The sequence below is a fragment of the Bradyrhizobium sp. 164 genome, assembly GCF_023073715.1.
Classification (GTDB): domain Bacteria; phylum Pseudomonadota; class Alphaproteobacteria; order Rhizobiales; family Xanthobacteraceae; genus Bradyrhizobium.
Genome location: NZ_JADPKA010000018.1, coordinates 90,537 through 116,381 on the forward strand (window position 1 = coordinate 90,537; position 25,845 = coordinate 116,381).

General features: G+C 64.7%; 22 protein-coding genes. 16 read left to right on the forward strand and 6 right to left on the reverse strand.

The window, feature by feature from the left end:
* Window positions 1-132: 132 nt before the first annotated feature.
* Window positions 133-1,380: an MFS transporter gene (locus IVB01_RS06605; protein ID WP_247281903.1), complete on the reverse strand. Its 1,248-nt coding sequence runs from the start codon at window positions 1,378-1,380 to the stop codon at window positions 133-135.
* A gap of 198 nt (window positions 1,381-1,578) precedes the next feature.
* Here IVB01_RS06605 and IVB01_RS06610 point away from each other — a divergent pair, with 198 nt between their 5' ends.
* Window positions 1,579-3,648, forward strand: a complete 2,070-nt coding sequence (locus IVB01_RS06610; RefSeq protein WP_247281904.1) for a prolyl oligopeptidase family serine peptidase — start codon at window positions 1,579-1,581, stop codon at window positions 3,646-3,648.
* A gap of 11 nt (window positions 3,649-3,659) precedes the next feature.
* Here IVB01_RS06610 and IVB01_RS06615 read toward each other — a convergent pair whose 3' ends face one another.
* Window positions 3,660-4,334, reverse strand: coding sequence for a DUF938 domain-containing protein (locus IVB01_RS06615; RefSeq protein ID WP_247281905.1), 675 nt, complete (start codon window positions 4,332-4,334; stop codon window positions 3,660-3,662).
* Between the two features lie 259 nt (window positions 4,335-4,593).
* On the opposite strand from IVB01_RS06615, the gene soxX reads away from it, so the two are divergent.
* The 10 genes from soxX (at window position 4,594) to IVB01_RS06665 (ending at window position 12,268) form a co-directional block, all read left to right on the forward strand.
* On the forward strand, window positions 4,594-4,947 hold the full coding sequence (gene soxX, locus IVB01_RS06620) for a sulfur oxidation c-type cytochrome SoxX (protein WP_247282051.1): 354 nt from the start codon (window positions 4,594-4,596) through the stop codon (window positions 4,945-4,947).
* Between the two features lie 26 nt (window positions 4,948-4,973).
* A complete protein-coding gene (gene soxY / locus IVB01_RS06625) occupies window positions 4,974-5,465 on the forward strand; it encodes a thiosulfate oxidation carrier protein SoxY (protein ID WP_247281906.1) in 492 nt (163 codons plus the stop codon).
* Between the two features lie 13 nt (window positions 5,466-5,478).
* Window positions 5,479-5,790: a thiosulfate oxidation carrier complex protein SoxZ gene (soxZ, locus tag IVB01_RS06630; RefSeq protein WP_247281907.1), complete on the forward strand. Its 312-nt coding sequence runs from the start codon at window positions 5,479-5,481 to the stop codon at window positions 5,788-5,790.
* The gene (gene soxA, locus IVB01_RS06635) at window positions 5,790-6,653 is read left to right on the forward strand and encodes a sulfur oxidation c-type cytochrome SoxA (protein ID WP_247494331.1); all 864 of its coding nucleotides are present in this window, start codon (window positions 5,790-5,792) and stop codon (window positions 6,651-6,653) included. The genes soxZ and soxA overlap by 1 nt, the downstream gene beginning before the upstream one ends.
* Window positions 6,650-6,958, forward strand: coding sequence for a hypothetical protein (locus tag IVB01_RS06640; RefSeq protein ID WP_247281908.1), 309 nt, complete (start codon window positions 6,650-6,652; stop codon window positions 6,956-6,958). Before soxA ends, IVB01_RS06640 begins: the two co-directional genes overlap by 4 nt.
* Before the next feature lie 153 nt (window positions 6,959-7,111).
* Window positions 7,112-8,863 carry a thiosulfohydrolase SoxB gene (soxB, locus tag IVB01_RS06645; protein ID WP_247466641.1) on the forward strand — a complete coding sequence of 584 codons (1,752 nt, stop codon included), beginning with the start codon at window positions 7,112-7,114 and terminating at the stop codon, window positions 8,861-8,863.
* Window positions 8,860-9,318: a hypothetical protein gene (locus IVB01_RS06650; protein ID WP_247494319.1), complete on the forward strand. Its 459-nt coding sequence runs from the start codon at window positions 8,860-8,862 to the stop codon at window positions 9,316-9,318. The genes soxB and IVB01_RS06650 overlap by 4 nt, the downstream gene beginning before the upstream one ends.
* Window positions 9,319-9,570: 252 nt before the next feature.
* On the forward strand, window positions 9,571-10,608 hold the full coding sequence (locus IVB01_RS06655; RefSeq protein ID WP_247281911.1) for an MBL fold metallo-hydrolase: 1,038 nt from the start codon (window positions 9,571-9,573) through the stop codon (window positions 10,606-10,608).
* A gap of 86 nt (window positions 10,609-10,694) precedes the next feature.
* Window positions 10,695-10,883 (forward strand): hypothetical protein, encoded by a 189-nt coding sequence (locus IVB01_RS06660; RefSeq protein WP_247281912.1) that lies wholly within the window; start codon window positions 10,695-10,697, stop codon window positions 10,881-10,883.
* 176 nt (window positions 10,884-11,059) lie between these two features.
* The gene (locus tag IVB01_RS06665; protein ID WP_247281913.1) at window positions 11,060-12,268 is read left to right on the forward strand and encodes an MFS transporter; all 1,209 of its coding nucleotides are present in this window, start codon (window positions 11,060-11,062) and stop codon (window positions 12,266-12,268) included.
* A 111-nt stretch (window positions 12,269-12,379) separates the two neighbouring features.
* Here the strand turns inward: IVB01_RS06665 and IVB01_RS06670 are convergent, their stop codons facing one another.
* Entirely contained in the window at window positions 12,380-13,705 is a 1,326-nt protein-coding gene (locus IVB01_RS06670; RefSeq protein WP_247418216.1) for an MFS transporter, read from the reverse strand.
* Window positions 13,706-13,854: 149 nt separating this feature from the next.
* On the opposite strand from IVB01_RS06670, the gene IVB01_RS06675 reads away from it, so the two are divergent.
* Genes IVB01_RS06675 through IVB01_RS06690 form a run of 4 tightly spaced genes read left to right on the forward strand, consistent with a single transcriptional unit; the run spans window position 13,855 to window position 18,453 of the window.
* The gene (locus IVB01_RS06675) at window positions 13,855-14,508 is read left to right on the forward strand and encodes an ABC transporter ATP-binding protein (protein ID WP_247281915.1); all 654 of its coding nucleotides are present in this window, start codon (window positions 13,855-13,857) and stop codon (window positions 14,506-14,508) included.
* Entirely contained in the window at window positions 14,505-16,967 is a 2,463-nt protein-coding gene (locus tag IVB01_RS06680) for an FtsX-like permease family protein (RefSeq protein ID WP_247281916.1), read from the forward strand. Before IVB01_RS06675 ends, IVB01_RS06680 begins: the two co-directional genes overlap by 4 nt.
* The gene (locus tag IVB01_RS06685) at window positions 16,957-18,039 is read left to right on the forward strand and encodes a lipocalin-like domain-containing protein (protein WP_247281917.1); all 1,083 of its coding nucleotides are present in this window, start codon (window positions 16,957-16,959) and stop codon (window positions 18,037-18,039) included. The genes IVB01_RS06680 and IVB01_RS06685 overlap by 11 nt, the downstream gene beginning before the upstream one ends.
* A gap of 27 nt (window positions 18,040-18,066) precedes the next feature.
* A complete protein-coding gene (locus tag IVB01_RS06690) occupies window positions 18,067-18,453 on the forward strand; it encodes an MAPEG family protein (RefSeq protein ID WP_247418218.1) in 387 nt (128 codons plus the stop codon).
* Window positions 18,454-18,591: 138 nt separating this feature from the next.
* Here IVB01_RS06690 and IVB01_RS06695 read toward each other — a convergent pair whose 3' ends face one another.
* The 3 genes from IVB01_RS06695 to IVB01_RS06705 all read right to left on the reverse strand — a co-directional run bounded on the left by IVB01_RS06695 (window position 18,592) and on the right by IVB01_RS06705 (window position 24,376).
* Complete coding sequence (locus IVB01_RS06695) at window positions 18,592-19,782, reverse strand: ABC transporter substrate-binding protein (RefSeq protein WP_247281918.1); 1,191 nt, start codon at window positions 19,780-19,782, stop codon at window positions 18,592-18,594.
* A 239-nt stretch (window positions 19,783-20,021) separates the two neighbouring features.
* Window positions 20,022-23,180, reverse strand: a complete 3,159-nt coding sequence (locus IVB01_RS06700) for a multidrug efflux RND transporter permease subunit (protein ID WP_247281919.1) — start codon at window positions 23,178-23,180, stop codon at window positions 20,022-20,024.
* The gene (locus IVB01_RS06705; protein WP_247281920.1) at window positions 23,177-24,376 is read right to left on the reverse strand and encodes an efflux RND transporter periplasmic adaptor subunit; all 1,200 of its coding nucleotides are present in this window, start codon (window positions 24,374-24,376) and stop codon (window positions 23,177-23,179) included. Before IVB01_RS06705 ends, IVB01_RS06700 begins: the two co-directional genes overlap by 4 nt.
* 309 nt (window positions 24,377-24,685) lie before the next feature.
* Between IVB01_RS06705 and IVB01_RS06710 the strand changes: the two genes are divergently transcribed.
* Window positions 24,686-25,840, forward strand: a complete 1,155-nt coding sequence (locus IVB01_RS06710; RefSeq protein WP_247281921.1) for an iron-containing alcohol dehydrogenase — start codon at window positions 24,686-24,688, stop codon at window positions 25,838-25,840.
* Window positions 25,841-25,845: the final 5 nt, after the last annotated feature.

Here is a 25,845-nt window from a genome sequence, read left to right on the forward strand (position 1 = left end):
ACGAGCATCATGTAACGACACCAGCTCCGAAAATCACTTCGACCGCGATCGAAGCATCAACGCTGCTGACAGCCTCCTGCCAACCTATTGACCATGGTCCGGAAAGCCGCTGCGCAGGTTCCGGATCATGCGTCAAATCGCATCCGGGAGCTCGCCCATCGCAGCGTCCAGCCGCGCCTTGCGGCGGCGGGCCCAGGATACCAGGGAGAGCACGGCGAGACCCAGAACCACCGGCGGGAACACCACCATGTTCACCGCGGACCAGCCGTAATTGGCAAGCAGCTGGCCGGAGGAGAACGAGCCGATCGCCATCATGCCGAACACCAGGAAATCGTTGAAGGCCTGCACTTTGTTGCGCTCCTGCGGACGGTGCGTCTCCAGCACCAGCGCGGAGGCGCCGATGAAGGAGAAATTCCAGCCGACCCCGAGCACGATCAGCGTCGCCCAGAAATGCATTGCGCTGATTCCGGAAAGGCCGATGCCGGCGGAGCCGGCCTCCAGCAGCAGGCCGGCCGCAACGATCTTCGGGGCACCGAAGCGCGCGATCAGCGCACCCGTGAAGAAGCTTGGCCCGTACATGGCGACGATGTGCCATTGAATGCCGAAATTGGAATCGGAAACGCTGAGGCCGCACATCTTCATGGCGAGCGGCGCCGAGGTCATCACCAGGTTCATCATGGGATAGGAGATGACGCCGCACAAAGCGGCCGCGATGAAGCGCGGCTGGACCACGATGCTGAGGAGCGGCCGGCCGCCATGCAGATCGGCCGGCGCGGGCCTTGGCATGTCGACGCCGGCGAGGATGCCCATCGCGGCCAGCGCCACCGCCGCCTGCACCAGGAAGCTGAAGGCGAACAGGTAAGGCGGCCAGAGGTCCATGGTCCATTGCACGAGCTGCGGACCGAGCACGCCGGCGAAGACGCCGCCCGCCATCACCCAGGACACCGCCTTGGGACGATAGGCCGCGCTGGCGCCATCGGCGGCGGCGAAGCGGTAGGATTGCGCGACCGCGCCGTAGAGGCCGCCGAGGAAAGTCGCGACGCAGAACAGCGCGAAGGAGGCGTGCAGGATCGCAAACGAGCCGGTGAGGCCAGTGAGCGTGCCGAGGCCGGTGCCGATGACGAAGGCGGCGCGGCGGCCGAAGCGGCGCGAGATCGCGCCGGTCGGCAAGGTGCCGGCGGCGAGCCCCAGCACGTACATCGACAGCGGCACGGTCGCGAGCGACATGTCCGGCGCGAGCGTCGCGCCGACGATCGAGCCGGTGGCGAAGATCACCGCCGAGTTGGCGCCGGTCAGCGCCTGCGCGGCGGCAAGGCGCACCACATTGGCACGCACGCGCGCGTCGTCGGCGATTTCGGCGGTAGAGATCACGTCTAACATCGGCATTTCCGCCCCAAGGGCGCTCAAGAAGCTCTCATTGATCCCGGCACTATGGAGGGGCGCGAGAGGGCGGGCAACCGGCGCAAACGGGCGCGGGCCATGCCTCTGGCGCAATCGGACGGATGATAGCGAGCGGCGCCCTTGACGCCTTGCGCTCGATTGAATCCTATTCGCCGCGATCTTCCTGGAGTTTCGCTCATGACCGTCGACGACAGGCCTACGCTCAGCGCTCCCGACGATGATCCGTGGCTCTGGCTGGAAGAGATCGAAGGCAAGCAGGCACTCGATTTCGTCGAACGGCAGAATCAACTGACGCTCGCCGCGTTCGGTGGCCCAGCATTCGTGCGCGACCGCGACACGCTCGCCGCGATCTACGACCGGCCCGACAACATTCCCTATGTCAGCCGGCGCGGCAGCGATCTGCACAATCTCTGGAAAGACGCCACCAATCCGCGGGGCCTGTGGCGGCGGACGACGCTGGCGGAGTTTCGCAAAGCCAACCCAGCGTGGGAGACCATGCTCGACATCGACCAGCTCGCCGCAAGCGAAGGCGAGGACTGGCTGCTGAGCCAGATCGCCACGATGCCCGGAAGCTCGCGGGCGATTCTGAGCCTGTCGCGTGGCGGCAGCGATGCCGTCACGTTGCGGGAGTTCGACCTCGACACCAAGAGCTTCGTGGCCGGCGGGTTCACGCTGCCGGAAGCGAAGGGCGGCGTGGATTGGCTCGATGCCGACACACTGCTGCTGTCGAGCGCGCATGGCGAGGGCATGGCCACGAGCTCGGGATATGCGCGCACCGTTCGGCTGTGGCGGCGCAGCCAGCCTGTCGATCAGGCAGAGATCATTATCGAGACCACCGCCGATCACATGGTGATCTACGGCATGGCCGACGACACCGGCGCGGCGCCGCGCGCCTGGATCGTCGACCAGATCGACTTCTTCAATCACGCCATCTGGCTGCGCGATGCGGCCGGCGCGATGACGAAGTTCGACCTGCCGACCGGCATCTGGTTGCAGGCGCATGGCGACTGGTTCGCGATCAAGCTGCGCAAGGACTGGTCCATCGAAGGCCGAACCTATACCGCTGACACGGTGCTCGGCATGTCGCTGTCGGCGTTCCTCGCCGGTAGCCGCAATTTCTCGGTGCTGTTCGAGCCAGCGCCGCGGCGCGCGTTGCAAGGTCTGTTCTGGGCCGCGGGCAAGCTCATGCTGTCGATTCTCGACGAGCTGCGCCCGTGCTTCGAGATCTGCACGCCATCCGCTGCGGGCTGGAGCCGCGAGATGCTTGGCGGTCTGCCGCAGATCGGCGTCGTCGACATCTGGCCGCTCGATCGCCATCCGTCCGAAAGCAACGGCGATCTGCTCGCCAATGTGCAGGATCCACTCACGCCGCCGTCGCTGCTGTTGATCGAACGCGGCGTCGCCAGCCCGACCGTGCTCAAGCAGGCGCCGAAAACGTTCACCGCCGATGGTCTCGTGGTGACGCAGCACGAGGCCATTTCGATCGACGGCGAGCGAATTCCCTATGTCCAGACCGGCCCTGCCGGCGAGACCGGCGATGCACCGGTCTATATGAGCGCCTATGGCGGCTTCGCCCATTCGGTGAAGCCGTATTACAATGCCGCGCTCGGCAAGCTGTGGCTGGAGCGCGGCGGCACGATTGTGCAGGCGAATTTGCGCGGCGGCGGCGAGTTCGGCACGCGCTGGCACGATGCCGGGCGGCTCGCCGGCAAGAGGCTGTCGCATGACGATTTCGCGGCCGTCGCCGCCGATCTCGTCCGCCGCGGCGTGACGACGTCAAAGCGCATCGCCGCACAGGGTGGATCGAACGGCGGCATCCTCATCACCAACATGCTGGTGCGATACCCTGAGCGCTTCGGCGCGCTGTTCTGCACCATCCCCCTGATCGACATGCGCCGCTACACCAAGCTGCTTGCGGGCGCGAGCTGGATCGCGGAATATGGCGACCCGGACAAGCCGGAGGAATGGGACTGGCTGAAGACCTACTCGGCCTATCACAACGTCAAGGCCGCTCAGCCCTATCCGCCGATCCTGATCGCCACCACACGGCGCGACGACCGGGTGCATCCCGGCCACGCGCGCAAGATGGCTGCCAAGCTCCAGGCGATGGGCTACGAGGCCTGGTTCTACGAACCGGCAGCCGGCGGCCACGGCTACGGCAAGGACAACAAGGAGCGCGCCGGCTTCGAGGTGCTGGGCTATCGGTTCTTGAAGGAGAAGATCGGGTGGCGGGACGGCGAGGCCTGACGGCCTCGCGCTCAGTCCCGCGAAAACACCAGCGTGAGATTGTTCGCTGGCATTTCGATCGTATCGATCAGCCGGAGGCGAACGCCCTGCGCCAGCGCCTCGACATCGCCGATGTCGCGCACGCCCCATTCGGGATTGCCCTCGCGCAAGGACGTGTCGAAGACGGCGTTGCTGAGCGCGGTGTGCTTGCCGCCGCGCTTGAACGGGCCGTAGAGGAACAGCTTGCCGTCGGCGCGCAAATAGCGCCCGGCGCCGGCGAACAGGCCTTCGGCCACGCTCCATGGCGCGATGTGAATGACATTGGCGCAGAACAATGCGGCAAGGTTGGTCGGCCCCTGCCCGCTTTTCATCTCCGGACACCAGTCGGGGTCGGTGAGATCGATCCGTAAGGGCGGGCGGACGTTTTGCAGGCCTGAATGAACGCGCCAGGCCTCGATGCTCTTGAGATGGCGCTGGTTGAGGTCGCTCGGCCACCAGATCAGGCCGGGCGTATGACGGGCGAAATGGACCACGTGCTGCCCGGTTCCGCTGCCGAGCTCGACCACGTCACCGGTTGTGCCGGCGAGATGCTTTTCCAGCGCCGCCCAGATCGGCTCGTGGTTGCGATGGAAGGCCGGCGCATCGAGCCGCCCATCGGGCGCGACCCGTCCGCCATCCCCGCCAAATTCGACGACATATTCAGCCAAGTGAGGTCCCCTTGAAAACACGAGAACGCGATGAAAACAGGATGGGCGCGAAAACGCCCTCGAAACAGCCGGCCCGCGCCCATTGTCCTTATTGTTGGCCAGATCGGCCGAACCAATAATGTCTTTAATTGCAATGCGGAAGATATTAACTCCATTTTGCTCCGTGCATAGTCTCGATTGTCAGGCGATGTCCTTTATGCTCTGGAACGCCTTTATTTCAGCGATCGCGACCATCGCCATAACGCCTCGGAATGACGCCTTGCCTGCTTTGTCCCGGACGCCTGTCCTGTTCCTCCTGCTGGCCGTCGCTGCCGGCCTCGCCAGCCCGGCGCAGGCCCAATCCGCGGCAAACGAGGGCCGGAAGCTCGCCTTCGACCGCAGCAAGGGCAATTGCCTGACCTGCCACGTTATCCAGGGGGGCGACCTGCCGGGGACGATTGGGCCGGAACTGAAGGACATCAAGGCCAGATACCCTGACCGCAACGAGCTGGCCGCGATCATCTTCGACGAGACCAAACGCAATCCGCAGACCATGATGCCGCCGTTCGGCCGGAACCGGATTTTGACCGAACAGGAGATCAACGCGATCGTTGACTTCCTGCAAACGCTGTAAACGGCCGGTAGGCCAGGAGACCTCCGATGACCACGACCACAGGCCCTCATCCGACGCGGCGCCTGATCCTTCTGGGCGCTGCCTCGGTCGCGCTGATCGGGCTCGGCAACCTGCCGTTCGCGGCCCGCCCAGCGAGCGCCGCGGCGAACGATAAATATCCGGAAGAGGCCTTCAAGCAGAAGAGCGAGGCCGACGCGATCAAGGCGCTCTATGGCAGGACCGCCGAGCCCTCCGACAAGGTCAAGCTGGACGCGCCGGAGATCGCCGAGAATGGCGGCGTGGTGCCGGTCTCAGTGACGACGACGCTCGACAAGGTGACCTCGATCTCGTTCTTCGTGGCGGAGAACCCGTACGCTCTCGCCGCGTCCTACAGGATCGCCGACGGCACGATTCCGGGCGTTGCCAACCGGCTGAAGATGGCCAAGACCACCAAATTAGTCGCCATCGTCGAGGCTGACGGCAAGCTCTACAGCGCGACCAAGGAAGTGAAGGTCACCGTCGGCGGCTGCGGCGGCTAGGAGGATCGGTCCGATGGCATCAAGCATTCGCGTGCGCGCAACATCGAATGGCGACATCACCGAGGTGCAGACGCTGATTCAGCACCCCATGGACACCGGCCTGGTCAAGGATTCCAAGGGCGAGCTGATCCCGGCCCACTTCATCCAGGAGCTGAAGTTCGAATGTAACGGCAAGGACGTCTTTGTCGCCAATTGGGGCACGGCGGTCTCCAAGGACCCCTACGTCAAATTCAGCTTCAAGGGCGCCAAGAAGGGCGACGAGCTCAAGATCTCCTGGACCGACAACAAGGGTGCGTCGGATACGACCACCGCGAAGATCGCGTGATGAAGACCCCCTTCTCCCTCCTGCTTGGCTCGGTAGGCGCCGCACTCGTTGCGTGCGCCCTCACCTCGCCGCGCGTCGTCGCGGCCGACAAGGTCGATCCCGTTGCTGATGCGAAGGCGTTCCAGAATTTCTTCTTCCAGAAATTTCCGAACGTGAAGCGCGAGGATTTCGTCAACGGTCCTTATTCCATGAACGAGGACATGAAGCGGCAGTGGCAGGAGAAGGAAGAATTCCCGCCTTACGAGTTCGCGCTCGACGCCGGCAAGGAAATGTTTGCGACCCCGTTCAAGAACGGCAAGACTTACGCCGACTGCTTCCCGAACGGCGGCATCGGCATCCGCCAGAACTATCCTTACTTCGACACCAAGGAAGGCAAGGTCATCACGCTGGAGCTCGCGCTGAACCGCTGCCGCGAGGCCAATGGCGAGGCGCCCTATTCCTACGTCAAAGACGAGATGGCCTCGCTCACCGCCTACATGGCCTACACCTCGCGCGGCAAGCCGATGGACATCAAGATTCCCGATGATCCCCGTGCGCTCGAAGCGTTCGAGAACGGGAAGCGGTATTTCTACACCCGCCGCGGCCAGATGAACTTCTCCTGCGCGAGCTGCCACGTGCAGAGCCCGGGCGAGCGCATCCGCGCCGAGACTCTGGCGCCGGCGCTCGGCATTTTGAATGCGATGCCGATCTACCGCTCCGAATGGAGCGGCATGGGCACGACCAGCCGCCGCTTCGTCACCTGCAACAGCCAGACCCGCGCGGTTCCGCTGGAGCCGCAATCGGACGAATATCGCGACGTCGAATATTTCCTCTCCTACGTCGCCAACGGCCTGCCGATCTCGGGACCGGGAGCGCGGCCATGAAGCGGGCATGTCTCCTGGCCACATTGGTTGCGTTGACCATCGCGCTACCGTCGGCGCGCGCGGCAACGGAAGCGGACTACAAGGCGGCCTATGCCGCCGCCGAAGCCGCAGCCAAGGAGGCGGCCAGCCTGCGTCACCAATGGACCACGACCGTCTCGACGCTGACGGCGGCGAAGAAGGCGGCCGATGGCGGCGATTTCGACCGCGCATTTGCCGCAGCGAAAGAGGCCGAGGCGCTGGCGAAGGCGTCGATCTTCCAGGCTAATTCCGAAAAAGAGGCCTGGAAGGCGATGGAAATCCGCTAGACTGGGCTTGGCGCGCGAGAACATCGTGCTCCAGATCATTCTTTGAGCATGATCTTGTCGGAAAGCCGCACCAAACCTTGCGCTGACGCGGCCCTTCGGATCCGGATATGCTTGTAGAACAGTCGACAGCGTTGAGGGCGCGGAGAAGTTAAGATGGGCATCCGCCGCCGCGATTTCCTGAAGAGCGCGGGCCTAGCCGCCGCATCGCTCGGACTGCCGCGGCTCGCGCGCGGTGCCGACACCGCGAGCATCTATGACATCGAGCGTTTCGGCAATGCGCGCATCCTGCACATCACCGACACGCATGCGCAGCTCAATCCGGTCTATTTCCGCGAGCCCAGCGTCAATATCGGCATCGGCGAGATGGCGGGACGACCGCCGCACCTGGTTGGCCGCGCCTTCCTGGAGCGGTTCGGCATCCGGTCCGACAGCGCGGATGCCTATGCCTTCACCTGCTTCGAATTCGAGAAATCTGCGGGCCGCTTCGGCAAGCTCGGCGGCTTTGCCCATCTGAAGACGCTGATCGACCGCTTGCGCGGCGACGTCGGCGCAAAACATTCGCTGCTCGTCGATGGCGGCGACCTCTGGCAGGGCACCGGGCTTGCCAACGTCATGCAGGGCCGCGACATGGTCGAGGTCGCGAATCTGCTCGACATCGAGGCGATGACCGGACATTGGGAATTCACCTATGGCGAGCAGGTGCTGCGCGACAATCTCGAGCGCTTCAAGGGCGAGTTTCTGGCACAGAACGTCTTCCTGACCGAAGAGGCCGCCTTCAACGACGCCCCCGCCTTCGACAAGGCCAGCGGGCGCGTGTTCAAACCGTCTGTCATCAAGGAGCTCGGCGGCCATCGTGTCGCAATTGTGGGCCAGGCGTTCCCTTACGTGCCGATCGCGCATCCCAAGCGGTTCACGCCGGACTGGACCTTTGGCATCCGCGAAGAGGAGTTGCAGAAGCATGTCGATGCTCTGCGCGCCACCGAGAAGGTCGATGCCGTCATCCTGCTGTCGCACAACGGTATGGACGTCGATCTCAAGCTCGCGAGCCGCGTCACCGGCATCGACGTCATCCTCGGCGGCCATACCCACGACGCCGTGCCGCAGCCGATTGCCGTGAAGAACGCTGGAGGAACCACGCTCGTCACCAATGCCGGCTCCAACGGAAAATTCCTGGCCGTGCTCGATCTCGCAATCGGCAAGGGCAAGGTCAGCGACATTCGTTATCATCTGCTGCCGGTTTTTTCCGAGCTGCTGAAGCCGGATCCGGGGATGGCCGAGCTGATCGGCCGGCTGCGCGCGCCGCATGTGAGCGACTGGTCGGAGAAGATCACAACGCCCGATCGCCTGCTCTACCGCCGGGGCAATTTTTCCGGTCCCGTCGACGAGTTGATCTGCACGGCGCTGCGCAGCGAGCTCGATGCCGAGATCGCGCTGTCGCCGGGCTTCCGCTGGGGCGTCACGGCGCTGTCGGGCCAGGCGCTGACCATGGAGGATCTGCTCGCGGAAACCGCGATCACCTATCCCGAGACCTATGTGCAGGAGATGACCGGCGCACAGATCAAGGACGTGCTGGAGGACATCTGCGACAACCTCTTCAACGCAGATCCCTATTACCAGCAGGGTGGCGACATGGTGCGCGCCGGCGGGTTCAGCTACACCTGCACGCCGGAGGCTGCGATCGGCGGCCGCATCTCCGAGCTGAAGCTCAACGGCGGCAAGGCGCTCGGCGCCAGCCACCGCTACAAGGTCGCAGGCTGGGCCTCGGTCAACCGCCAGCAAGGCGCGCCGGTGTGGGACGTCGTTGGCAAATATCTGCGCTCGGGCCGGATGTTTCAGGAGCGGCTCGGCTCCGGCGTCACGCTGAAAGGGGTCGAGGGCAATCCAGGCATTGCAGGACAAGGATGATGCGGTCGCAAATCTCATCCGCGATGCTGCTGGCATTGCTCGTCTGGGCAGCGATCCCGCCGGCTTTGGCGCAGCAGGTGCCGCTGCAGGACAAGCCGTTCGCCGAGCACAAGGTCGTGCTTCAGCTCTCCGACGGCGATGCGAAGAAACAGGCACTGGTGCTCAGCGTCACCAACAACCTGCTGAAGGCTTACGACCCTGACAAGATCGCGGTCGAAGTGGTGGCGTTCGGTCCCGGTATCGATCTGCTGCTGTCCGGCAGCGAGCGTCGCAAGCAGGTCGAGAGCCTGATCGCACAGGGCGTGCGCTTCGACATCTGCCTCAATACGGTGGACACGATCGAGCGCGAGACGGGCAAGCGGCCGGAGTTCATTCCCGCGGCGACGCCGGTGCAGGTGGGCGTCGGGCAGGTCCTGTTCCTGGCGGAGAACGGCTACACGGTGGTGCGGCCGTAGGAGCTGTCCGAGCTTGTCGCACGTCCGCGCAACACAATCGGTGTCATTCCCCGCGAAGGCGGCCCCCTCATCCCGTTCAGCGCCTCTGGAATACTGGATCGCCCGCCTGCGCGGGCGATGACAGGGGTGGGTGGGGACGGCCACCCGCGCAATAAAGATCTTCTAAAATTCATTCTCTACACAGTGATTTGCTTCTCTCTGGGGCCCGTCCCGTAGTAGAATCCTAGAAATCACCACACGTCAGGTCCCGCCATGATCTTCCGCCAGCTCTTCGACAGTGTTTCGGGCACCTACAGCTATCTGCTTGCGAGCCGCCCAGGCGGCGAGGCGCTGATCCTCGATCCCGTGTTGGAGAAGGTCGACCGCTACTGCCAATTGCTGCGCGAGCTCGACCTCAAGCTGGTCAAGGCGATCGACACCCATCTGCATGCCGATCACGTCACCGGTCTCGGCGAGTTGCGCGACCGCACCCATTGCATGACTGTGATGGGCGATCAGACCAAGGCCGACGTGGTGGCGATGCGGGTCGCCGACGGCGACAAAGTGACGATCGAGGGCCTGTCGCTCGACGTGATGTACACGCCGGGCCACACCGACGATTCCTATTCGTATCTGATGGGCGACCGTGTCTTCACCGGCGATACGCTTCTGATCCGCGGCACCGGCCGCACCGATTTCCAGAACGGCTCATCGCGCGCGCAATACGATTCGATTTTCAACCGCCTGCTCAAGCTGCCGGACGAGACGATGGTGTTTCCGGCGCATGACTACAAGGGCGATACCGTCTCCACCATCGGCGAGGAGAAGCGCTACAATCCGCGGCTCCAGGTCCGCTCGGTCGACGAATATATCGAGCTGATGGCCAATCTGAAGCTGCCCAATCCGAAGATGATGGATGTGGCGGTCCCTGCCAACATGCATGTCGGCCTGCATCAGGAGGAGCTCGAGAAAGAGGGCCGCGCGCTCAGCGCCGCCGAGGCGATCCGCATCCTCGGCCGGCCCGACATCCTGCTGGTCGATCTGCGCGAGAGCAACGAGCGGATGAAGCACGGCATGCTCGAAGGCGCGCTGCACACGCCCTATCAATCTGTGGAGGAGAGCCTGAAGCCCGGCGGCATGCTGCGGGAGGTCGCAGCCGCTACCGGCCGCCGCGTCGTGTTCTTCTGCGCCTTCGGCGAACGCTCGGCGATGGCGGTGGCCGCCGCCAAGGAGGCGGGCCTCTCCAACAGCGCGCACATCGCCGGCGGTCTGGATGCCTGGAAGAAGGCAGGCGGGCCGGTGGTGCACTGAACGGCCGAGTGCCGTGCTTGAGATAGATCAGGAAGTTCCCATATGTCGGGCTAGGACGGATGCAGCATCACCATCCGGGAGCCGCCATGGCCAAGATCGGCAAGCCGAGCGAGCCGCCCAAGATCGCGGACAACAAGATCGCGGACGATAAGCAAGCGCAAGACAAGGCGAAAAAGCCCAAGCCTCCGCGCGAGATCGACCATGACGATTACGAAGACGGCGACATCGCCACCCCGAAGCGCGACCGCTACGGGCCGGACGACGAGCCGTTGTGAGGACGGTGCTCGCGGGTTGAGCGCACGCTGGCGCAACATCCTCCAAAGTCGTTCCGGCGAAGTGGAGGCAACCTCATGCCGCCGCCCGCGCTACCTGCCATGCGCCCGCGTTCATGGACAAATAACCGCTCTGCCCGATAGTTTGCGCCTCCTTTGGGACGCAAGACGGAACTGCAATGGTCGACGTTCTCGCCGCACCGCAGCAAGGCAAGGCGGACAGCGCGCTGCGCACGCTGACGGGGATCTCGATCGCGCATTGGGTCAGCCATTTCCATCTGCTCGTGCTTCCGATGCTGTTCCCGTTCCTCAAGAGCCAGCTCGGCGTGGGTTATATCGAGCTCGGCTTCGCACTCACCGTGTTTGCGGTGGTGTCGGGATTGACGCAGGCGCCGACCGGCTATCTCGTCGACCATTTTGGCGCGCGACGAATTCTGCTGGCCGGGCTCGCGCTCGGCGGCTTCGCGCTGATCCTGCTCGGCTTGCACCTCAGCTACGCCTCGCTAATCGCGTGCGCCGTGCTGCTGGGCCTCGCCAACAGCGTCTACCATCCCGCCGATTACGCGATCCTGGCCGCGCACATGGACGAGGCGCGGATGGGCCGCGCCTTCTCGATCCACACTTTTGCCGGCTTTCTCGGCGGCGCCGTCGCTCCTGCCATCGTCGCTGCGCTCGTCACGTTGTCCGGTGGCACTGGAGCGCTGATCGCCTCCGGCGCGATCGGTGTCGCGGTGGCGCTGCTGCTGATCACCATGAACATTCCCGACGCCGGCGCGCACAAGACAAAACCCGGCAGCGCGAACGCGCCAAAACAGGCCGTCATCACGCCGGCGCTGATCACGCTGACCGCGCTGTTCATGCTGCTGAGCCTCTCGGTTGCCGGCATCAACAATTTCGGCGTGGTGGCGCTGATGAGCGGCTACGGCGCCTCCTACTCCGCCGCCAACATCGCGCTGACGGCATTCCTTGGCGCCAGCGCCATCGGCGTGCTCGCAGGCGGCTTGCTCGCCGACCGAACCGAGCGCCACGGCCAGGTCGCCGCGGCCTGCTTTGCCGCGAATGCGGCGATCGTGCTGCTGATCGCACTCGCCACACTGCCGGGCTGGGCTCTCACCGCGGCGATGACGGCCGCAGGCTTCCTCAGCGGCGTGATCGCACCCTCGCGCGACATGCTGGTGCGCAACGCGGCTGCTCCCGGCGCTGCGGGGCGTGCCTTCGGCATCGTCTCCACCGGATTCAATCTCGGCGGCATCGTCAGCCCGCTGCTGTTCGGCTGGATCATGGACCAGAGCGCGCCGCACTGGGTGTTCGGCGCCTCCGTGATCTTCATGGCGGCGACGGTGGTGCTGTCAGGGTTCACGGAGCAGAAGCGGCGACCACAAAGCTAGTCGTCCGTTCCGGCGCCAAACATCGCCCCGCAGTCATGACCCCGGATCGGCGCGCCCTTGGGGCGCGCTTGTCCGGGGACGAGGGTGTTGCTTGGGCGTGCGCCGCCACCCTTACGTCGGCGATACCGCGCTCTTCAGCGCGCCCGCCTGCGGGGCGGCACCGCCCGTCAACCTGGCGCGTTCGGTGTTCGGCCAGAGCAGCAGCAGGCCGAGCAGGCCGGAGCCGACCATGATCGCCGCATTGATGGTGAAGCCGGTCATGTAGCCGTCGAGCATGCTGCCGGCGTGCTGGATCACGGTGCCCATCACGGCGGGTGCGATGATGCCCGAAAGCGTATAGAGCGCGCCGTAGATCGCGAGGATGGCGCCGCGCTGCGATGTCGGCGTGAACTCGCCGAGCATGGGCGGGCAGACGACATAGATCGCGCCGCACAGGCCCGTTCCGACCACGAGCAAAGCCAGCTGAAGGCCGGCGCCCTGGACATGCGGCATCGTCGCCAGGATCAGGCCGCCGACGACCAGCGGCACCGAGCCGAGCACGCCGCGAGCGATGCGCGTGGTCGAGCCGCGGGCCATCATCATTTGCGAGATCCAGCCCGTCAGGATCACGATGGTGGCGCCGAAGATCCAGGGCAGAGTGGAAATCCAGCCGGCTTGGCTCTGAGAGAAGCCGAGACCCTTGATGATGAAGGGCGTGAACCAGGTCAGCCCGAGCGACAGCGCCCAATAGGCCCCGAAGGTCGCGGCGACGCAGCCGAGAAAGGTGCGCGAGGTGAGAAGCTGAATGTAGGGAATCTTCGTCTCGGTGGCGGCGAGGGCCTGCGCATCCTCCAGCGGCCCCTCCTTGCCGAGCGCGAGCCAGGCACAGACCCAGACCAGGCCGACGACGCCGAGCGCGCCGAAGGCATAGTGCCAGGAATGGTTGACGATGATCCAGTTCAAGGCCGGCACTGCGATGATCACGCCAAAGGCCGAGCCTTGCGACAGGATCGCGGTCGGCAACGTGCGCTTCTCGTCAGGGAACCATTTATAGATGGCGTGCGCCGCGACCGAGAAGGCCGGGCCTTCGCCGGCGCCCAGCACGATGCGGCAGATCAGGAGCGTGGTGAAGGAGACGGTGCCGACCATGGGAAACTGCGCCAGCGCCCAAACCACCGCGAGCGACAGCAGCACCCAGCGCGTCGGCACCTTGTTGACGATGAAGCCGACCACGATGGCCGAGATCGAGAACAGGAAGAAGAACGAAGAGCCGAGCAGGCCGAATTGCTCCGGCGTGAGCTTGAGGTCCGCCATGATCGGCACGCCGGCAAGACCGACGACGATCTTGTCGGCAAAGTTCACCAGCATGAACAGAAACAGGAGAAAGGTGATGGTCCAGGCGCCCTTCGGCGTCGCTGTCGGCTTGCTCGCCGCGGACGGCGTTCCCTGAGCGCTCATGCTTCTATTTTCCCCATGTATCTTTTTGGCACTTTTTTGATTTGACCTTCTTGGAGCTAACAACGGCTTGGATGCCAACGCAACCCCGGCATTTCCGCAGCAAGTGTGCTAGGCAGCAATTCCGCTAATTCCGTCCGGCGCCATTAATCGTGCTGAACATCAAAAATCTCTCGAAGACCTTCTTCTCAGCCGGCGAGCCGGTCCACGTGCTGCGCGGCGTCGATCTCGACCTCGCGGCTGGCGAGCGGGTCGCGCTGACGGGAGAATCCGGCAGCGGCAAGAGCACGCTGCTGCACCTGATCGCCGGGCTCGATGCGGCTGATAGCGGCTCGATCCGGCTGGCGGACATCGAGGTCACCAAGCTGTCGGATGCGGGACGTGCCAGCTTGCGACGCGACCGGGTCGGCTTGGTTTTTCAGCAGTTCAACCTGATCCCGAGCCTGTCGGTCGCGGACAATCTCGCCTTCCAGGCACGGATCGCCGGCCGGCATGATGCGGCCTGGACCAAAGAGCTGATCGAACGGCTCGGACTTCGCACTCTCCTCAAGCGTTATCCAGAGCAATTGTCGGGCGGACAGCAGCAGCGGGTCGCCATCGGCCGGGCGCTGGCGACGAAGCCTTCGCTGCTGCTGGCGGACGAGCCGACGGGCAATCTGGACGAAGCCACCGCCGAGGACGTGCTGGCGCTGACGCGCGATCTCGTGGCGCGCACGGGCTGCGGCTTCCTGATGGTGACGCACAGCCTGCATCTGGCAGCGACGCTCGACCGCCACCTTACTTTGCACGGCGGGCGCATCGCATGAGGCGCGCGCTGTGGATCCTCGCCGTGCTGCTCAGCCATTGGCGGCGTCACCAGATGCAGTTCGCAACGCTGCTGATCGGGCTGATTGCGGCGACCGCGCTGTGGAGTGGCGTGCAGGCGATCAACCAGCAGGCCCGCAGCGCCTATGACCGCGCCGCGGCGACATTCGGCGGCGCACGTACGGCGATGCTGGTCGCGCTGGATACGGCGACCTTTTCCCAGGAGCTGTTCATAAAATTGCGCCGCGCCGGCTGGCCGGTCTCCCCGATACTGGAGGGACGCGTCCAGATCAATGGACGCTCGGTGCGGCTGCTCGGCATCGAGCCGGTGACGCTGCCGACCGACGTCGGCAATGCGCCGCGCCTTGGCGCCTCGGATCTCAGCAGTTTCGTCGCGCCGCCGGGCCAGACGCTGGTGGCGCGGGAGACGCTGAGTGACTTGCAGCAGCAGGAGGGTGCGGTGCCGGCGATCAGCAGCGGCGCAATACTGCCGCCGCTGCGCGTGCTGCCGCAGCTCGTGCCCGGCGTGCTGGTGGTCGATATCGGCGTGGCGCAGCGGCTCCTCAACAAGCCGGACCAGCTGTCGCGGTTGCTGATCGGCAAGGCGAAGGGTAAGCCCACGTCGCTTCAAAGCGTCGTCGGCGATCAGCTGCAGCGGGTTGAGCCGGATGCCGAGACGGAGCTGGAACGCCTCACCGACAGTTTTCATCTCAATCTCACCGCCTTCGGCCTGTTGTCATTCTTCGTCGGGCTCTTCATCGTCAATTCGGCCGTCGGCCTCGCCTTCGAGCAGCGTCTGCCGATGCTGCGGACGTTGCGCGCCTGCGGCGCGTCGGCGCGGCTGGTCAACACGATGCTGGTGCTGGAGCTGGTGGTGCTGGCGCTGATCGCCGGGCTGATCGGGCTCGTCTGCGGTTATTTCATCGCGGCAGCGCTGTTGCCCGACGTCGCGGCGTCGCTGCGCGGGCTCTATGGCGCGCAGATCCCGGGGCAGCTGACGCTGCGTTCCGAATGGTGGCTGGCCGGTATCGGCATCAGCGTTGTCGGCGCGCTAGTTGCGGCCGCAACCAGCCTGATCAAGGCGATCAGGATGCCGGTGCTGGCAACCGCGCAACCACGCGCCTGGCAGCAGGTGCAGCGCCGTTGGTTGATCCTGCAAAGTGCAGGCGCCTGCGCCGTATTCGCGGTCGCGCTGCTGCTGCTTTACTATGGGCAATCGCTGATCGCAGGCTTCGGCGTGCTGGCCGCGCTGATGCTCGGTGCGGCCCTGATCCTTCCGGCATTTCTCGAACTCATCCTGCTCGTTGGCCAGCGTTGGGCGAAAGGGCCGCTGGCGCTGTGGTTCTGGGCCGACAGCCGGCAGCAACTCTCCGGATTGTCGCTGGCGCTGATGGCGCTGCTGCTTGCACTCGCCGTCAATGTCGGGGTGTCCACGATGGTGGAGACGTTCAGCCGGACCTTTATCGGCTGGCTCAATGGACGGCTGGCGGCCGACGTCTACATCAGCGCGTCCGACAACACGCAAGGCGTTGCGATCCGGAACTGGCTGCGCGAGCGCAGCGATGTCCAGGCGATCCTCTCGGGCGGACGCGCGGAGGCGCAAGTTCAGGGCCAGCCGGTGGAATTGCTCGGCCTTCCCGACCACGCGCTCTATCGCGAACGCTGGCCGCTGCTGGAAGCCGCGCCGCGCGCCTGGACCCGGCTCGTGCCCGGCAATGCTGCCTTCATCAGCGAGCAGTTGAGCCGCCGGCTGAACGTCCGCGTCGGCGACGTCGTCGAGGTGCCGGCGCCGGGCGGGACCTGGGAGCTCGACATTGTCGGCATCTATGCTGACTACGGCAATCCCAAGGGGCAGCTCGCCATCAATGTCGCGGCGCTGATCCGGCAATTTCCACAGACGCCGCAGACGCGGATCGGCCTCATCGTCGACAAGAACGATATCCCCGGCCTGATCTCAGCGTTGCAGAAGCAATTTGCGCTCGACGATCGCAGCGTCGCCGACCAGGCGACGGTGAAGGCGGAATCGATCCGCATCTTCAACCGCACCTTTGCGGTCACGTCCGCGCTGAATGCCTTTACGCTTGGCGTCGCCGGCATCGCGCTGCTCACAAGCCTGCTGACGTTGGCCAACTCCCGCCTGCCGCAGCTTGCGCCGCTGTGGGCGATGGGCCTCACCCGGCCGCGCCTTGCCGCGATCGAGCTGACCAAGACGCTATCGGTGGCGCTGTTCACATCGCTCTTGGCCGTGCCGCTCGGCCTCTTGGTGGCGTGGTGCCTGATCGCGATCGTCAATGTGAAGGCATTCGGCTGGCGGCTGCCGTTCCATGTGTTTCCGCTGCAATTGGTCGAGCTGGTCGCGGTCGCGCTGCTCGCCTCGCTGCTTGCCGCATTGCTGCCGATGCTACGGCTGGCGCGGATGCAGCCGGCAAATCTCGTCAAGGTGTTCGCCAATGAGCGCTGAGAAAATCTCACGACGCGCGGTCATCGGCGGCTTTGCTGCGCTGGCACTCACACCTCGCGCAGGGGCGCAGGGCTATGCCGGGCTCGGCGAAACCGCGGACGGCTTTGCCAAGGTAACGGCGGGCAAGGTCTTCACCTTTCCGGGCGATCACGGGCCGCATCCGGAGTTTCGCATCGAGTGGTGGTATCTCACGGCCAACCTCGTCGATGCCAGTGGCGCTGCCTGCGGCCTGCAATGGACCCTGTTCCGCCAGGCGGCGCAGCCGGGCCCGCAACGCGAGGGCTGGGCCAATCAGCAGGTATGGATGGGACATGCGGCGGTGACGCGCGCCGACACCCACCGCTTTAGCGAGACGTTTTCACGCGGCGGTGTGGGGCAGGCCGGCGTCACGGCCAAGCCGTTCGATGCCTGGATCGACGATTGGGAAATGAAGGGGCTTGAGCGCACCGATTATCGCACGCTGGCGCCGCTGATGCTCAAAGCCTCCGCCACCGACTTCAGCTATGCGCTGACGCTGGAGGCCGATCGTCCGATGGTATTGCAGGGCGACCGCGGCTACAGCCGCAAGTCGGAGCGCGGGCAAGCATCTTACTATTACAGCCAGCCGTTCTACCGCGCGCGCGGCAGCATCACGATCGACGATAAGCCGGCCGAAGTGATGGGCCAGGCCTGGATGGACCGCGAATGGAGCAGCCAGCCGCTGGATGCCGATCAGACCGGTTGGGACTGGCTGTCGCTGCATCTCGGATCCGGCGACAAGCTGATGCTGTACCGGCTGCGGCAGAAGGACGGCCAAAACTATCCGTTCGGCAATTGGATCAGCGCCGCCGGCGAGACGCGGATGATTGCAGGTAGCGACATCCAGATGATGCCGAAGGCGACCGCGGATGTTGCGGGACGCAAGCTGCCGGTGGAGTGGCAGATCGCAATCCCCTCGCAATCGTTCTCGATCCTGTGCAAGCCGCTCAATCCAGGGGCCTGGATGGGGACCGGCTTCTCCTACTGGGAAGGGCCGATCAGCTTTGCCGGCACGCATGATGGCGTTGGCTATCTCGAGCTGACGGGCTATTGAAGCGCGATCTCGTCGAAGGGACTAACGATGCATCATCTCACCGCCCTCGTCACGCTGCTGGCGATCGCATTTTACTTTTTCACCGCCGTCAACGTCTCTCGCTCGCGCACCAAGACCGGCGTCAAGGTGCCGGCGATGTCCGGCCATCCGGATTTCGAGCGCGCCTTTCGCATCCAGATGAACACGCTGGAATGGATGCCGATCTTCCTGCCGGCGCTGTGGCTGTTCGCAATCTATATCAGCGACGCCATCGCAGCCAGCATCGGCGTGGTCTGGATCATCGGCCGCATCGCCTATTTCGTCGGCTATTCCAAGGCGGCGGCAAAGCGCAGCCTGGGTTTCGCGATCCAGAGCCTCGCCGCCATGGCGCTGTGGGCGGGAGCGTTAGGGGCGGTGGCGTTGCGGCTGGTGTGAGGGCCCATCTGCGGCTCCAAATTCCGCCGTCATTCCGGGGCGGCGCATTGGCGCCGAACCCGGAATCTCGAGATTCTCAGGTGCGCAATTGCGCACCATAGTTCGATGCTTCGCATCGCCCCGAAACAACGCTGCGCGTCACTTCGTCAACGGACAGCCGCTTTCCTTGGCGGCGAAGAATGCCTTGTCGCCGGGGACGGTAGCGAGCAGCTTGTAATAGTCCCAGGGCTTCTTCGATTCCGAGGGCTTCTTGACCTCGAACAGATACATGTCGTGGACCATGCGGCCGTTTTCGAGCACCTTGCCACCTTGCGCGAAGTCGTCGTCGACCGGCAGCTCCTTCAGCTTCTTGGCAACCGCGTCCGAATCCTTGGTGCCGGCGGCCTTGACCGCCTTGAGATAGCTCAGCGTCGCCGAATAGGTGCCAGCGTGGATCATGCTCGGCATCCGCCCGGTGCGCTTGAGGAAGCGTTCGCCGAGATTGCGGGTGCGATCGTTGAGATCCCAGTAATAGCCCTCGGTCAGCACCAGGCCTTGCGCAGCTTGCAAGCCAAGGCCGTTCACTTCAGCGAGCGTCATCAGCAGGCCGGCGAGCTTCTGGCCACTTGCGACGATGCCGAACTCGGACGCCTGCTTGATCGAGTTGGTGGTGTCGAGGCCGGCATTGGCGAGGCCGACGATCTTCGCCTTCGAGCTCTGCGCCTGGAGCAGGAAGGAGGAGAAGTCCGATGAATTGAGCGGCACGCGTACCGAGCCGACCACCTTGCCGCCATTGGCGGTGACGATCTCGCTGGTGTCCTTTTCCAGCGCGTAGCCGAAGGCGTAGTCCGCGGTGAGGAAGAACCAGGTGTCGCCGCCGGCCTTGGTCAGCGCACCGCCGGTGCCGACGCCGAGCGCACGGGTGTCGTAGGCCCAGTGAAAGCCGTAGGGCTGGCAGGCATCGCCGGTGAGGCGCGAGGTCGCGGCGCCGACGACGATGTCGATCTTCTTCTTTTCCTTGGAGAGCTCGTGGATCGCGAGCGCGACCGAGGAGGTGGTCAGCTCCGTGATCATGTCGACATTCTCGACGTCATACCAGCGCCGCGCGATCGAGCTAGCGAGATCCGGCTTGTTCTGGTGGTCGGCCGTGATGAGCTCGATCTTCTGGCCGAGCACCTCGCCGCCAAAGTCCTCGATCGCCATCTTCGCGGCTTCGACCGACCATTTGCCACCGTAGTCGGCATAGACGCCAGACTGATCGTTGAGGATGCCGATCTTGACGCCCTGCGCGGCGGCCGGCGACGCCAGCAATACGGCCGAGGCCGCTGCGGCCAAAAATGTTGATTTCATATGTTAACTCCCAGCAGTCTTCTGTTGTGAAATCGCGCGGATAGTAGTGAAGAACCCCGCGCGTGCCCATCCATTTCGGCGTAGGCCGTTAGTATGGAGGTGGGCGCTATATTCCCCGCTTCGTCACCGGACCAAGCGCGCCTTGAGCGAGCGCGCGTCTCTGGGGGTGGGTCCCGAATCTGTGCTTAGGCTTGTCCGGGATGATGGCGCGGATGTGGATACGCCGGTGGCGACACTGACTACGCAGCGACCCCTGGCTTCTTGTCCCGCCGCCCCTCCGCCAAGTTCCTCACCACCACATAGAAGATCGGCGTGAACAGAAGCCCAAACAGGGTGACGCCGATCATGCCGAAGAACACGGCGACGCCGACGGCCTGCCGCATCTCCGAGCCGGAGCCGCTCGAGATCACCAGGGGCAGCACGCCGAGGATGAAGGCGAAGGACGTCATCAGGATCGGCCGCAAGCGCAGCCGGCAGGCCTCGATGACGGCCTCGAGCCGCGGCTTGCCCTCGTTCTCGATGTCGCGCGCGAACTCGACGATCAGGATCGCGTTCTTTGCTGCTAGTCCCACCAGAACGACGAAGCCGATCTGGGTGAGGATGTTGACGTCCTGGCCCATGATGCGCACACCGATGGTGGCAGCGAGCAGGCACATCGGCACGATCAAGATCACTGCAAACGGCAAGGTCCAGCTGCCATATTGCGCGGCGAGCACGAGATAGACGAACAGCACGCAGATCGGGAACACGTAGAGGCCGGCATTGCCACCGGTGACCTGCTGGTAGGACAAATCCGTCCATTCGAAGGTGAAGCCGCTCGGCAAGGTATCGTTGGCGAGCTGCTTGATGGTGTTGAGCGCGGTGGTCGAGCTGGTGCCCGGCGCCGGCTCGCCCTGCAATTCGGAGGCGGCGTAAAGATTATAGCGCGCGACGCGATCGGGACCCGAGACATCCTTGAACTCGACGACGCTGCCGAGCATCACCATGTCGCCGGAGGCGTTGCGCGTGCGCAGCCGCGCGAGGTCGCTCGGCTCCTTGCGGTACGGGAAATCGGCCTGCGCGGTGACGTGGTAGGTGCGGCCGAACAGGTTGAAGTCGTTGACATAGGTCGAGCCGAAATAGGACTGGATCGTGTCGTTGATGTTGGAAATGGGAACGCCGAGCTTCTGCGCCTTGGTGCGGTCGATGTCCACGAAGAGCTGCGGCGTGTTGGCCGTGAACGGCGAGAATACCGAGGTGAGAGTGGGTGCCTTGCGCGCGGCGGCGACCAGCTCGTCGGTCGCAGCGGCAAGCATTTCGGGCCCGCGGCCCTGGCGATCCTGGACGCGGATGGTGAAGCCGCCGCCGGTGCCGATGCCTGGCACGGCCGGGGGCGGAATCACGATGATGAAGGCACCCTGAATTGCGGTGAGGCGCTTGCGCAGCTCGGCCGTGATGGCGTTGGCGGACAGCCCCTTTTTCAGTCGCACCTCGGGCTCATCGAAAACCGGAAAGAGCGCCGCCGCGTTGCCAGCCTGCGTGCGCGTGGCGCCGGAGAAGCCGGCGAATGCCGCAACACGGACGATGCCCGGCGTATCCAGCGAGATCCGCTCGATCTCACGTACGACCTCGGTGGTGCGCGCCAGCGACGCTGCGCCCGGCAATTGCACGGATATGATGACGTAGCCGCGATCCTGCGCGGGAATGAAGCCCTGCGGCGTCGTCACGATCAGCCAGCCCGCGCTGCCGATCAGCACCACGTACACCAGAAGCATCACGACCGAATGCCGGATCACGAAATTGGCAAGACCCGCATAGCCGTGCGCCAGCCGGTCGAACACCCGGTTGAACACGCCAGTGAAAGCATTCCAGCCGCGCGCGATGACGTTCCAGGCGGCCGGCGGCCGCTTCTCCTCGTGCGGCACCAGAATCTGCGAAGCCAGCGCCGGCGATAGCGTCAGCGAGCAGAAGCAGGAGATCGCGGTCGCGACCGCGATGGTGACGGCGAATTGCTGGAAAAATTGCCCAGAAATGCCGCCCAGGAACGCGGTCGGGACGAACACTGCGCAAAGCACCAACGCGATCGACACCAGCGCGCCGCCGACCTCTTCCATCGTCTTCAGCGCGGCGTCGCGCCGACTCATGCCGTGCTCGAGATGCCGCTCGACATTCTCGACCACGACGATGGCGTCGTCGACCACGATGCCGACAGCGAGCACGAGACCGAACAGCGTGAGATTATTGATGGAGAAGCCCAGCGCCGCCATCACCGCGAAAGTGCCGACCAGCGACACCGGAATAGCGATGATCGGAATGATCGCGGGCCGCCATCCTTGCAGGAACACCAGCACCACGACGACCACGAGCAGCATCGCCTCGTAGATGGTCTTGATCAGCTCGTGGACGGACTGCGCGATGAACTCGGTCGGGTTGTAGCCGATATTGTAGTCGAGACCTCTCGGAAAGCTCTCCTTGAGCTTCGTCATCGTGTCGGAAATGTTTTTCGCCGTCGCGAGCGCGTTGGATCCGGGTCGCTGCGTCACCAGCATGGCGACCGCGGATTTGCGCAGCAGGAAGCTGTTGGTGGTGTAGGACAAGGCACCCAGCTCGATGCGGGCGACGTCGCGCAGGCGGACAATCCGGCCATCGGGGCCGGCCTTGATCAGGATGTCCTCGAACTGCTTCTGATCCTTCAGGCGCCCCGTGAAGGTGAGGTTCGGCTGGAAAGCGCGGTCGGCGATCGGCGGCTCGGCGATCTGGCCGCCGGCGATCTGAACGTTCTGGGCGCGGATCGCCGCCAGCACCTCGGCCGAGGTCAGGCCGAGATTGGCGATCCGGTCGGGATCGAGCCACAATCGCATCGAATAGTCGCGTGCGCCAAAGATCTGGATGTCGCCGACGCCGTCGAGACGCAGCAACTGGTCGCGGACCTGGAGCAAGGCATAGTTGGAGATGTAGAGCTGGTCGAACGTGTCGTCCGGCGACAGCATGAACACGACCATCAGGATGTCGGGCGAGTTCTTGCGCGTGGTGACGCCGTTGCGCTGGACCTCCTCCGGCAGACGCGGCTGCGCGATGGCGACGCGGTTCTGCACCAGCACCTGGGCCTTGTCGAGATCGGTGCCGAGCTTGAAGGTGACGGTGATGGTGAGCTGGCCGTTCGAGGTCGCCTGGCTGTAGAGATACAGCATGTCCTCGACGCCGTTGATCTCCTGCTCGATGGGAGCTGCGACCGTGTCGGATACGGTTTGCGCGGACGCGCCGGGATATTGCGTGGTGACCACCACGGTGGGCGGCACCACCTGCGGATATTCGGAGACCGGCAACGTGGTGTAGGCGATCGCGCCGACGATCAGCAGCACGATCGACAGCACCATTGCCAGGATGGGCTGGTTGATGGAGAGGCGGCCAAGATTCATGACTTGCCACCGGCCGGCGCTTGCGCCGTCTGCGGGGCGACCTTGGCGCCGACCCGGGCGCGTTGGATGCCGTTGACGATGACGCGATCCTCCGCCTTCAGCCCCTCGCGGATCACGCGCAGGCCGTCATCGAGCGGCCCGAGCACCACCGGACGCGCCTCGACCGTGTCATCGGGCTTCACCACGAACACGATCTTGCGGGACTGGTCGGTTGCGACAGCGACGTCCGGAATCAGCAGCGCATCATAGGGCGCACTGCCAATCAGGCGGACGCGCCCGAACTGGCCGGGCAGGATCGACAGGTCGGTATTCTTGACCACGGCGCGGCTGCGCAGCGTACCGGTCGAGACGTCGAGCCGGTTGTCGAGGAAGTTGACGGTGCCCTCATGCGACGGCTTGGTCTCACCGGCCAGCGTCACCTGCACCGGGTTCGCAGTGTCGCGCGAGCTTGGGCGCCGCCCCTCGAACCATAATTTGCTGTATTTGATGAAGGTCGCCTCATCCATGTCGAAATAGATGTAGATCGGATCCAGCGTGACGATCGAGGTCAGCAGCGTCGAAGCGCCGTTGTCGCTGCCCTGCACGAGATTGCCGGGACTGACGAGATGGCGGCCGACGCGACCGGTCAGCGGCGCCGTCACATGCGTGAACTCGATGTTGAGCTTGGCGGCCTTCAGCGCGCCTTCGGCCTGCATCTCGGCCGCATGCGCGGCCTGCAGGGCTTGGCGACGCTGATCGACGACCTGCTCCGAGACCGCATTGGTCTGCACCAGATTGAGGCCACGGTCGAGCTCGCGCTTGGCAAGCTCCACCCTGGCGCGCGCATCCGACAGCTGCCCCTCCGCCTGCGTGGCCACCGCCTCGAACGGACGGGGATCGATCACGTAGAGCAGATCGCCCTGACGCACGATGGCGCCGTCCTGGAACTCGACCGAGTTGACGAAGCCGCCGACGCGGGGGCGCACCTGTACCTCCTCGACCGCCTCGAAGCGGCCGGTGAACTCATCCCAATCGGTGACCGTGCGCTTGACCGGCGGGGCGACTGTCACCGGCGCCGCCGGCGGGGCAGCGGCCTGTGACGCCGGCTTGTCGCAGCCGGAAAGGGCGAACGCCGCAGCGAGAAGCCCGGCGATTGCGCTGCGCTGAACGAAATCGTGCTTTTTAACAAACTGCTCGCTTCCGTCCGGTCCGCTCATCCCAGGTCCTCGCATCAAAGCCGCAGGACAGGGTACTCGTCTACCCGCGGGCGACACAAGATGTGTCGCGATGATGAACTCTTCAAGACGACGGCGGACGCAAGGCTGGGGAAGCGGCCCTGACCGGATGGTGGGTTGACAGAGACGGAGACGGTCGCACACGGGCAGTGCGAGATGGGTGACGAAAAGCCATGCTCGGCACTTCCCTGGACGGTGAGAAGCGGCCAGCGTCTTCGCGCATGACGGACACCAGCGGCTCGGCTAGATTATGCTCTTAAAACAAAGACGAATTGTCCAGGGAGGACAGGCGTGCACCAGGGACGTGTCGTTTACGGCGCGATCGAGGAGGTTGTGTTCGGCCATCCTGCGGCCGAAGCCATCGTCGCGCAGATGGACCGGCTGGGCACGCGCCGCGCCTTCCTGATGGTCTCGGGCACGCTCAACCGGAAGACCGACGAAATCAAAAAGATTAGGCAGGCGCTCGGCGAGCGCTGCGCCGGCCTGTTCGACGCCATGCCGGCGCATACGCCGCGCGAGGCTGTGATCGCGGCTACCCATGCGGCGCGCGAGGTGAACGCGGATCTGATCGTCACCGTCGGCGGCGGCTCCATCACCGACGGCGCCAAGGCGGTGCAGCTTTGCCTCGCCAATGGCATCGATGATATCGGCGGCATCGAGCGCATCCGCGTCCACAAGGGCATCGCGCCCGAGCTGACCGCCCCGAGCGTGCGGCAGATCAGCGTGCCGACCACGATTGCCGGCGGCGAGTTCAGCGCCATCGCGGGCGTGACCGACCGCAGCTCGCATGTGAAACAGATGTTGCGGCATCCGCTCACGGTGCCGCGCGCAACCATCCTCGATCCCGCTATCACCGTGCACACGCCGGAATGGCTGTTTCTGTCCACCGGCATTCGCGCCGTCGACCATTGCGTCGAGGCGATCTGCTCGCGCGAAACGCACCCTTACGCCGACGCGCAATCGGTGAAGGGCCTCGCCATGCTCGCCAATGCGCTGCCGCGGGTGAAGGCCGATCCCGCCGATCTCGACGCGCGGATGGATGCGCAGATCGGCACATGGCTGTCGATGGGCGCGCTTTCGGCCGGCGTTCCCATGGGCGCGAGCCACGGCATCGGCTACGTCCTGGGCGCAGCCTTCGACGTGCCGCACGGCTACACCTCCTGCGTCATGCTGCCGGCGGTGATGCGCTGGAATGCGCGCGACAATGCCGAGCGCCAGATGATCGTCGCGGCTGCCATGGGCTTCCCCGGCCAAAATGCCGCCGACGTGCTCGATGCCTTCATCCGCTCGCTCGGCATGCCCCGCAGCCTCGCCGAGGTGCGCGTATCGCCGGAACATTTCGACGCCATCGCCGAACAGGCGATGCGCACGAACTGGATCCCGCGAAATCCCCGCAAGATCGATGGCCCCGCGCAAGTGCGCGAAATCCTGCTTCTTGCCGCATGATCCAA

Bases quoted from the DNA above. Each gene is read 5' to 3' on its own strand.
- IVB01_RS06705 (WP_247281920.1), bottom strand. From the start codon at position 24,376: ATGAGCGGACCGGACGGAAGCGAGCAGTTTGTTAAAAAGCACGATTTC.
- IVB01_RS06685 (WP_247281917.1), top strand. From the start codon at position 16,957: ATGAGCGCTGAGAAAATCTCACGACGCGCGGTCATCGGCGGCTTTGCT.
- IVB01_RS06670 (WP_247418216.1), bottom strand. From the start codon at position 13,705: ATGAGCGCTCAGGGAACGCCGTCCGCGGCGAGCAAGCCGACAGCGACG.
- IVB01_RS06665 (WP_247281913.1), top strand. From the start codon at position 11,060: ATGGTCGACGTTCTCGCCGCACCGCAGCAAGGCAAGGCGGACAGCGCG.
- IVB01_RS06640 (WP_247281908.1), top strand. From the start codon at position 6,650: ATGAAGCGGGCATGTCTCCTGGCCACATTGGTTGCGTTGACCATCGCG.
- soxY (WP_247281906.1), top strand. From the start codon at position 4,974: ATGACCACGACCACAGGCCCTCATCCGACGCGGCGCCTGATCCTTCTG.
- soxA (WP_247494331.1), top strand. From the start codon at position 5,790: ATGAAGACCCCCTTCTCCCTCCTGCTTGGCTCGGTAGGCGCCGCACTC.
- IVB01_RS06660 (WP_247281912.1), top strand. From the start codon at position 10,695: ATGGCCAAGATCGGCAAGCCGAGCGAGCCGCCCAAGATCGCGGACAAC.
- IVB01_RS06650 (WP_247494319.1), top strand. From the start codon at position 8,860: ATGATGCGGTCGCAAATCTCATCCGCGATGCTGCTGGCATTGCTCGTC.
- IVB01_RS06700 (WP_247281919.1), bottom strand. From the start codon at position 23,180: ATGAATCTTGGCCGCCTCTCCATCAACCAGCCCATCCTGGCAATGGTG.
- IVB01_RS06610 (WP_247281904.1), top strand. From the start codon at position 1,579: ATGACCGTCGACGACAGGCCTACGCTCAGCGCTCCCGACGATGATCCG.
- IVB01_RS06690 (WP_247418218.1), top strand. From the start codon at position 18,067: ATGCATCATCTCACCGCCCTCGTCACGCTGCTGGCGATCGCATTTTAC.
- soxB (WP_247466641.1), top strand. From the start codon at position 7,112: ATGGGCATCCGCCGCCGCGATTTCCTGAAGAGCGCGGGCCTAGCCGCC.
- IVB01_RS06680 (WP_247281916.1), top strand. From the start codon at position 14,505: ATGAGGCGCGCGCTGTGGATCCTCGCCGTGCTGCTCAGCCATTGGCGG.
- soxZ (WP_247281907.1), top strand. From the start codon at position 5,479: ATGGCATCAAGCATTCGCGTGCGCGCAACATCGAATGGCGACATCACC.
- IVB01_RS06605 (WP_247281903.1), bottom strand. From the start codon at position 1,380: ATGTTAGACGTGATCTCTACCGCCGAAATCGCCGACGACGCGCGCGTG.
- IVB01_RS06695 (WP_247281918.1), bottom strand. From the start codon at position 19,782: ATGAAATCAACATTTTTGGCCGCAGCGGCCTCGGCCGTATTGCTGGCG.
- IVB01_RS06655 (WP_247281911.1), top strand. From the start codon at position 9,571: ATGATCTTCCGCCAGCTCTTCGACAGTGTTTCGGGCACCTACAGCTAT.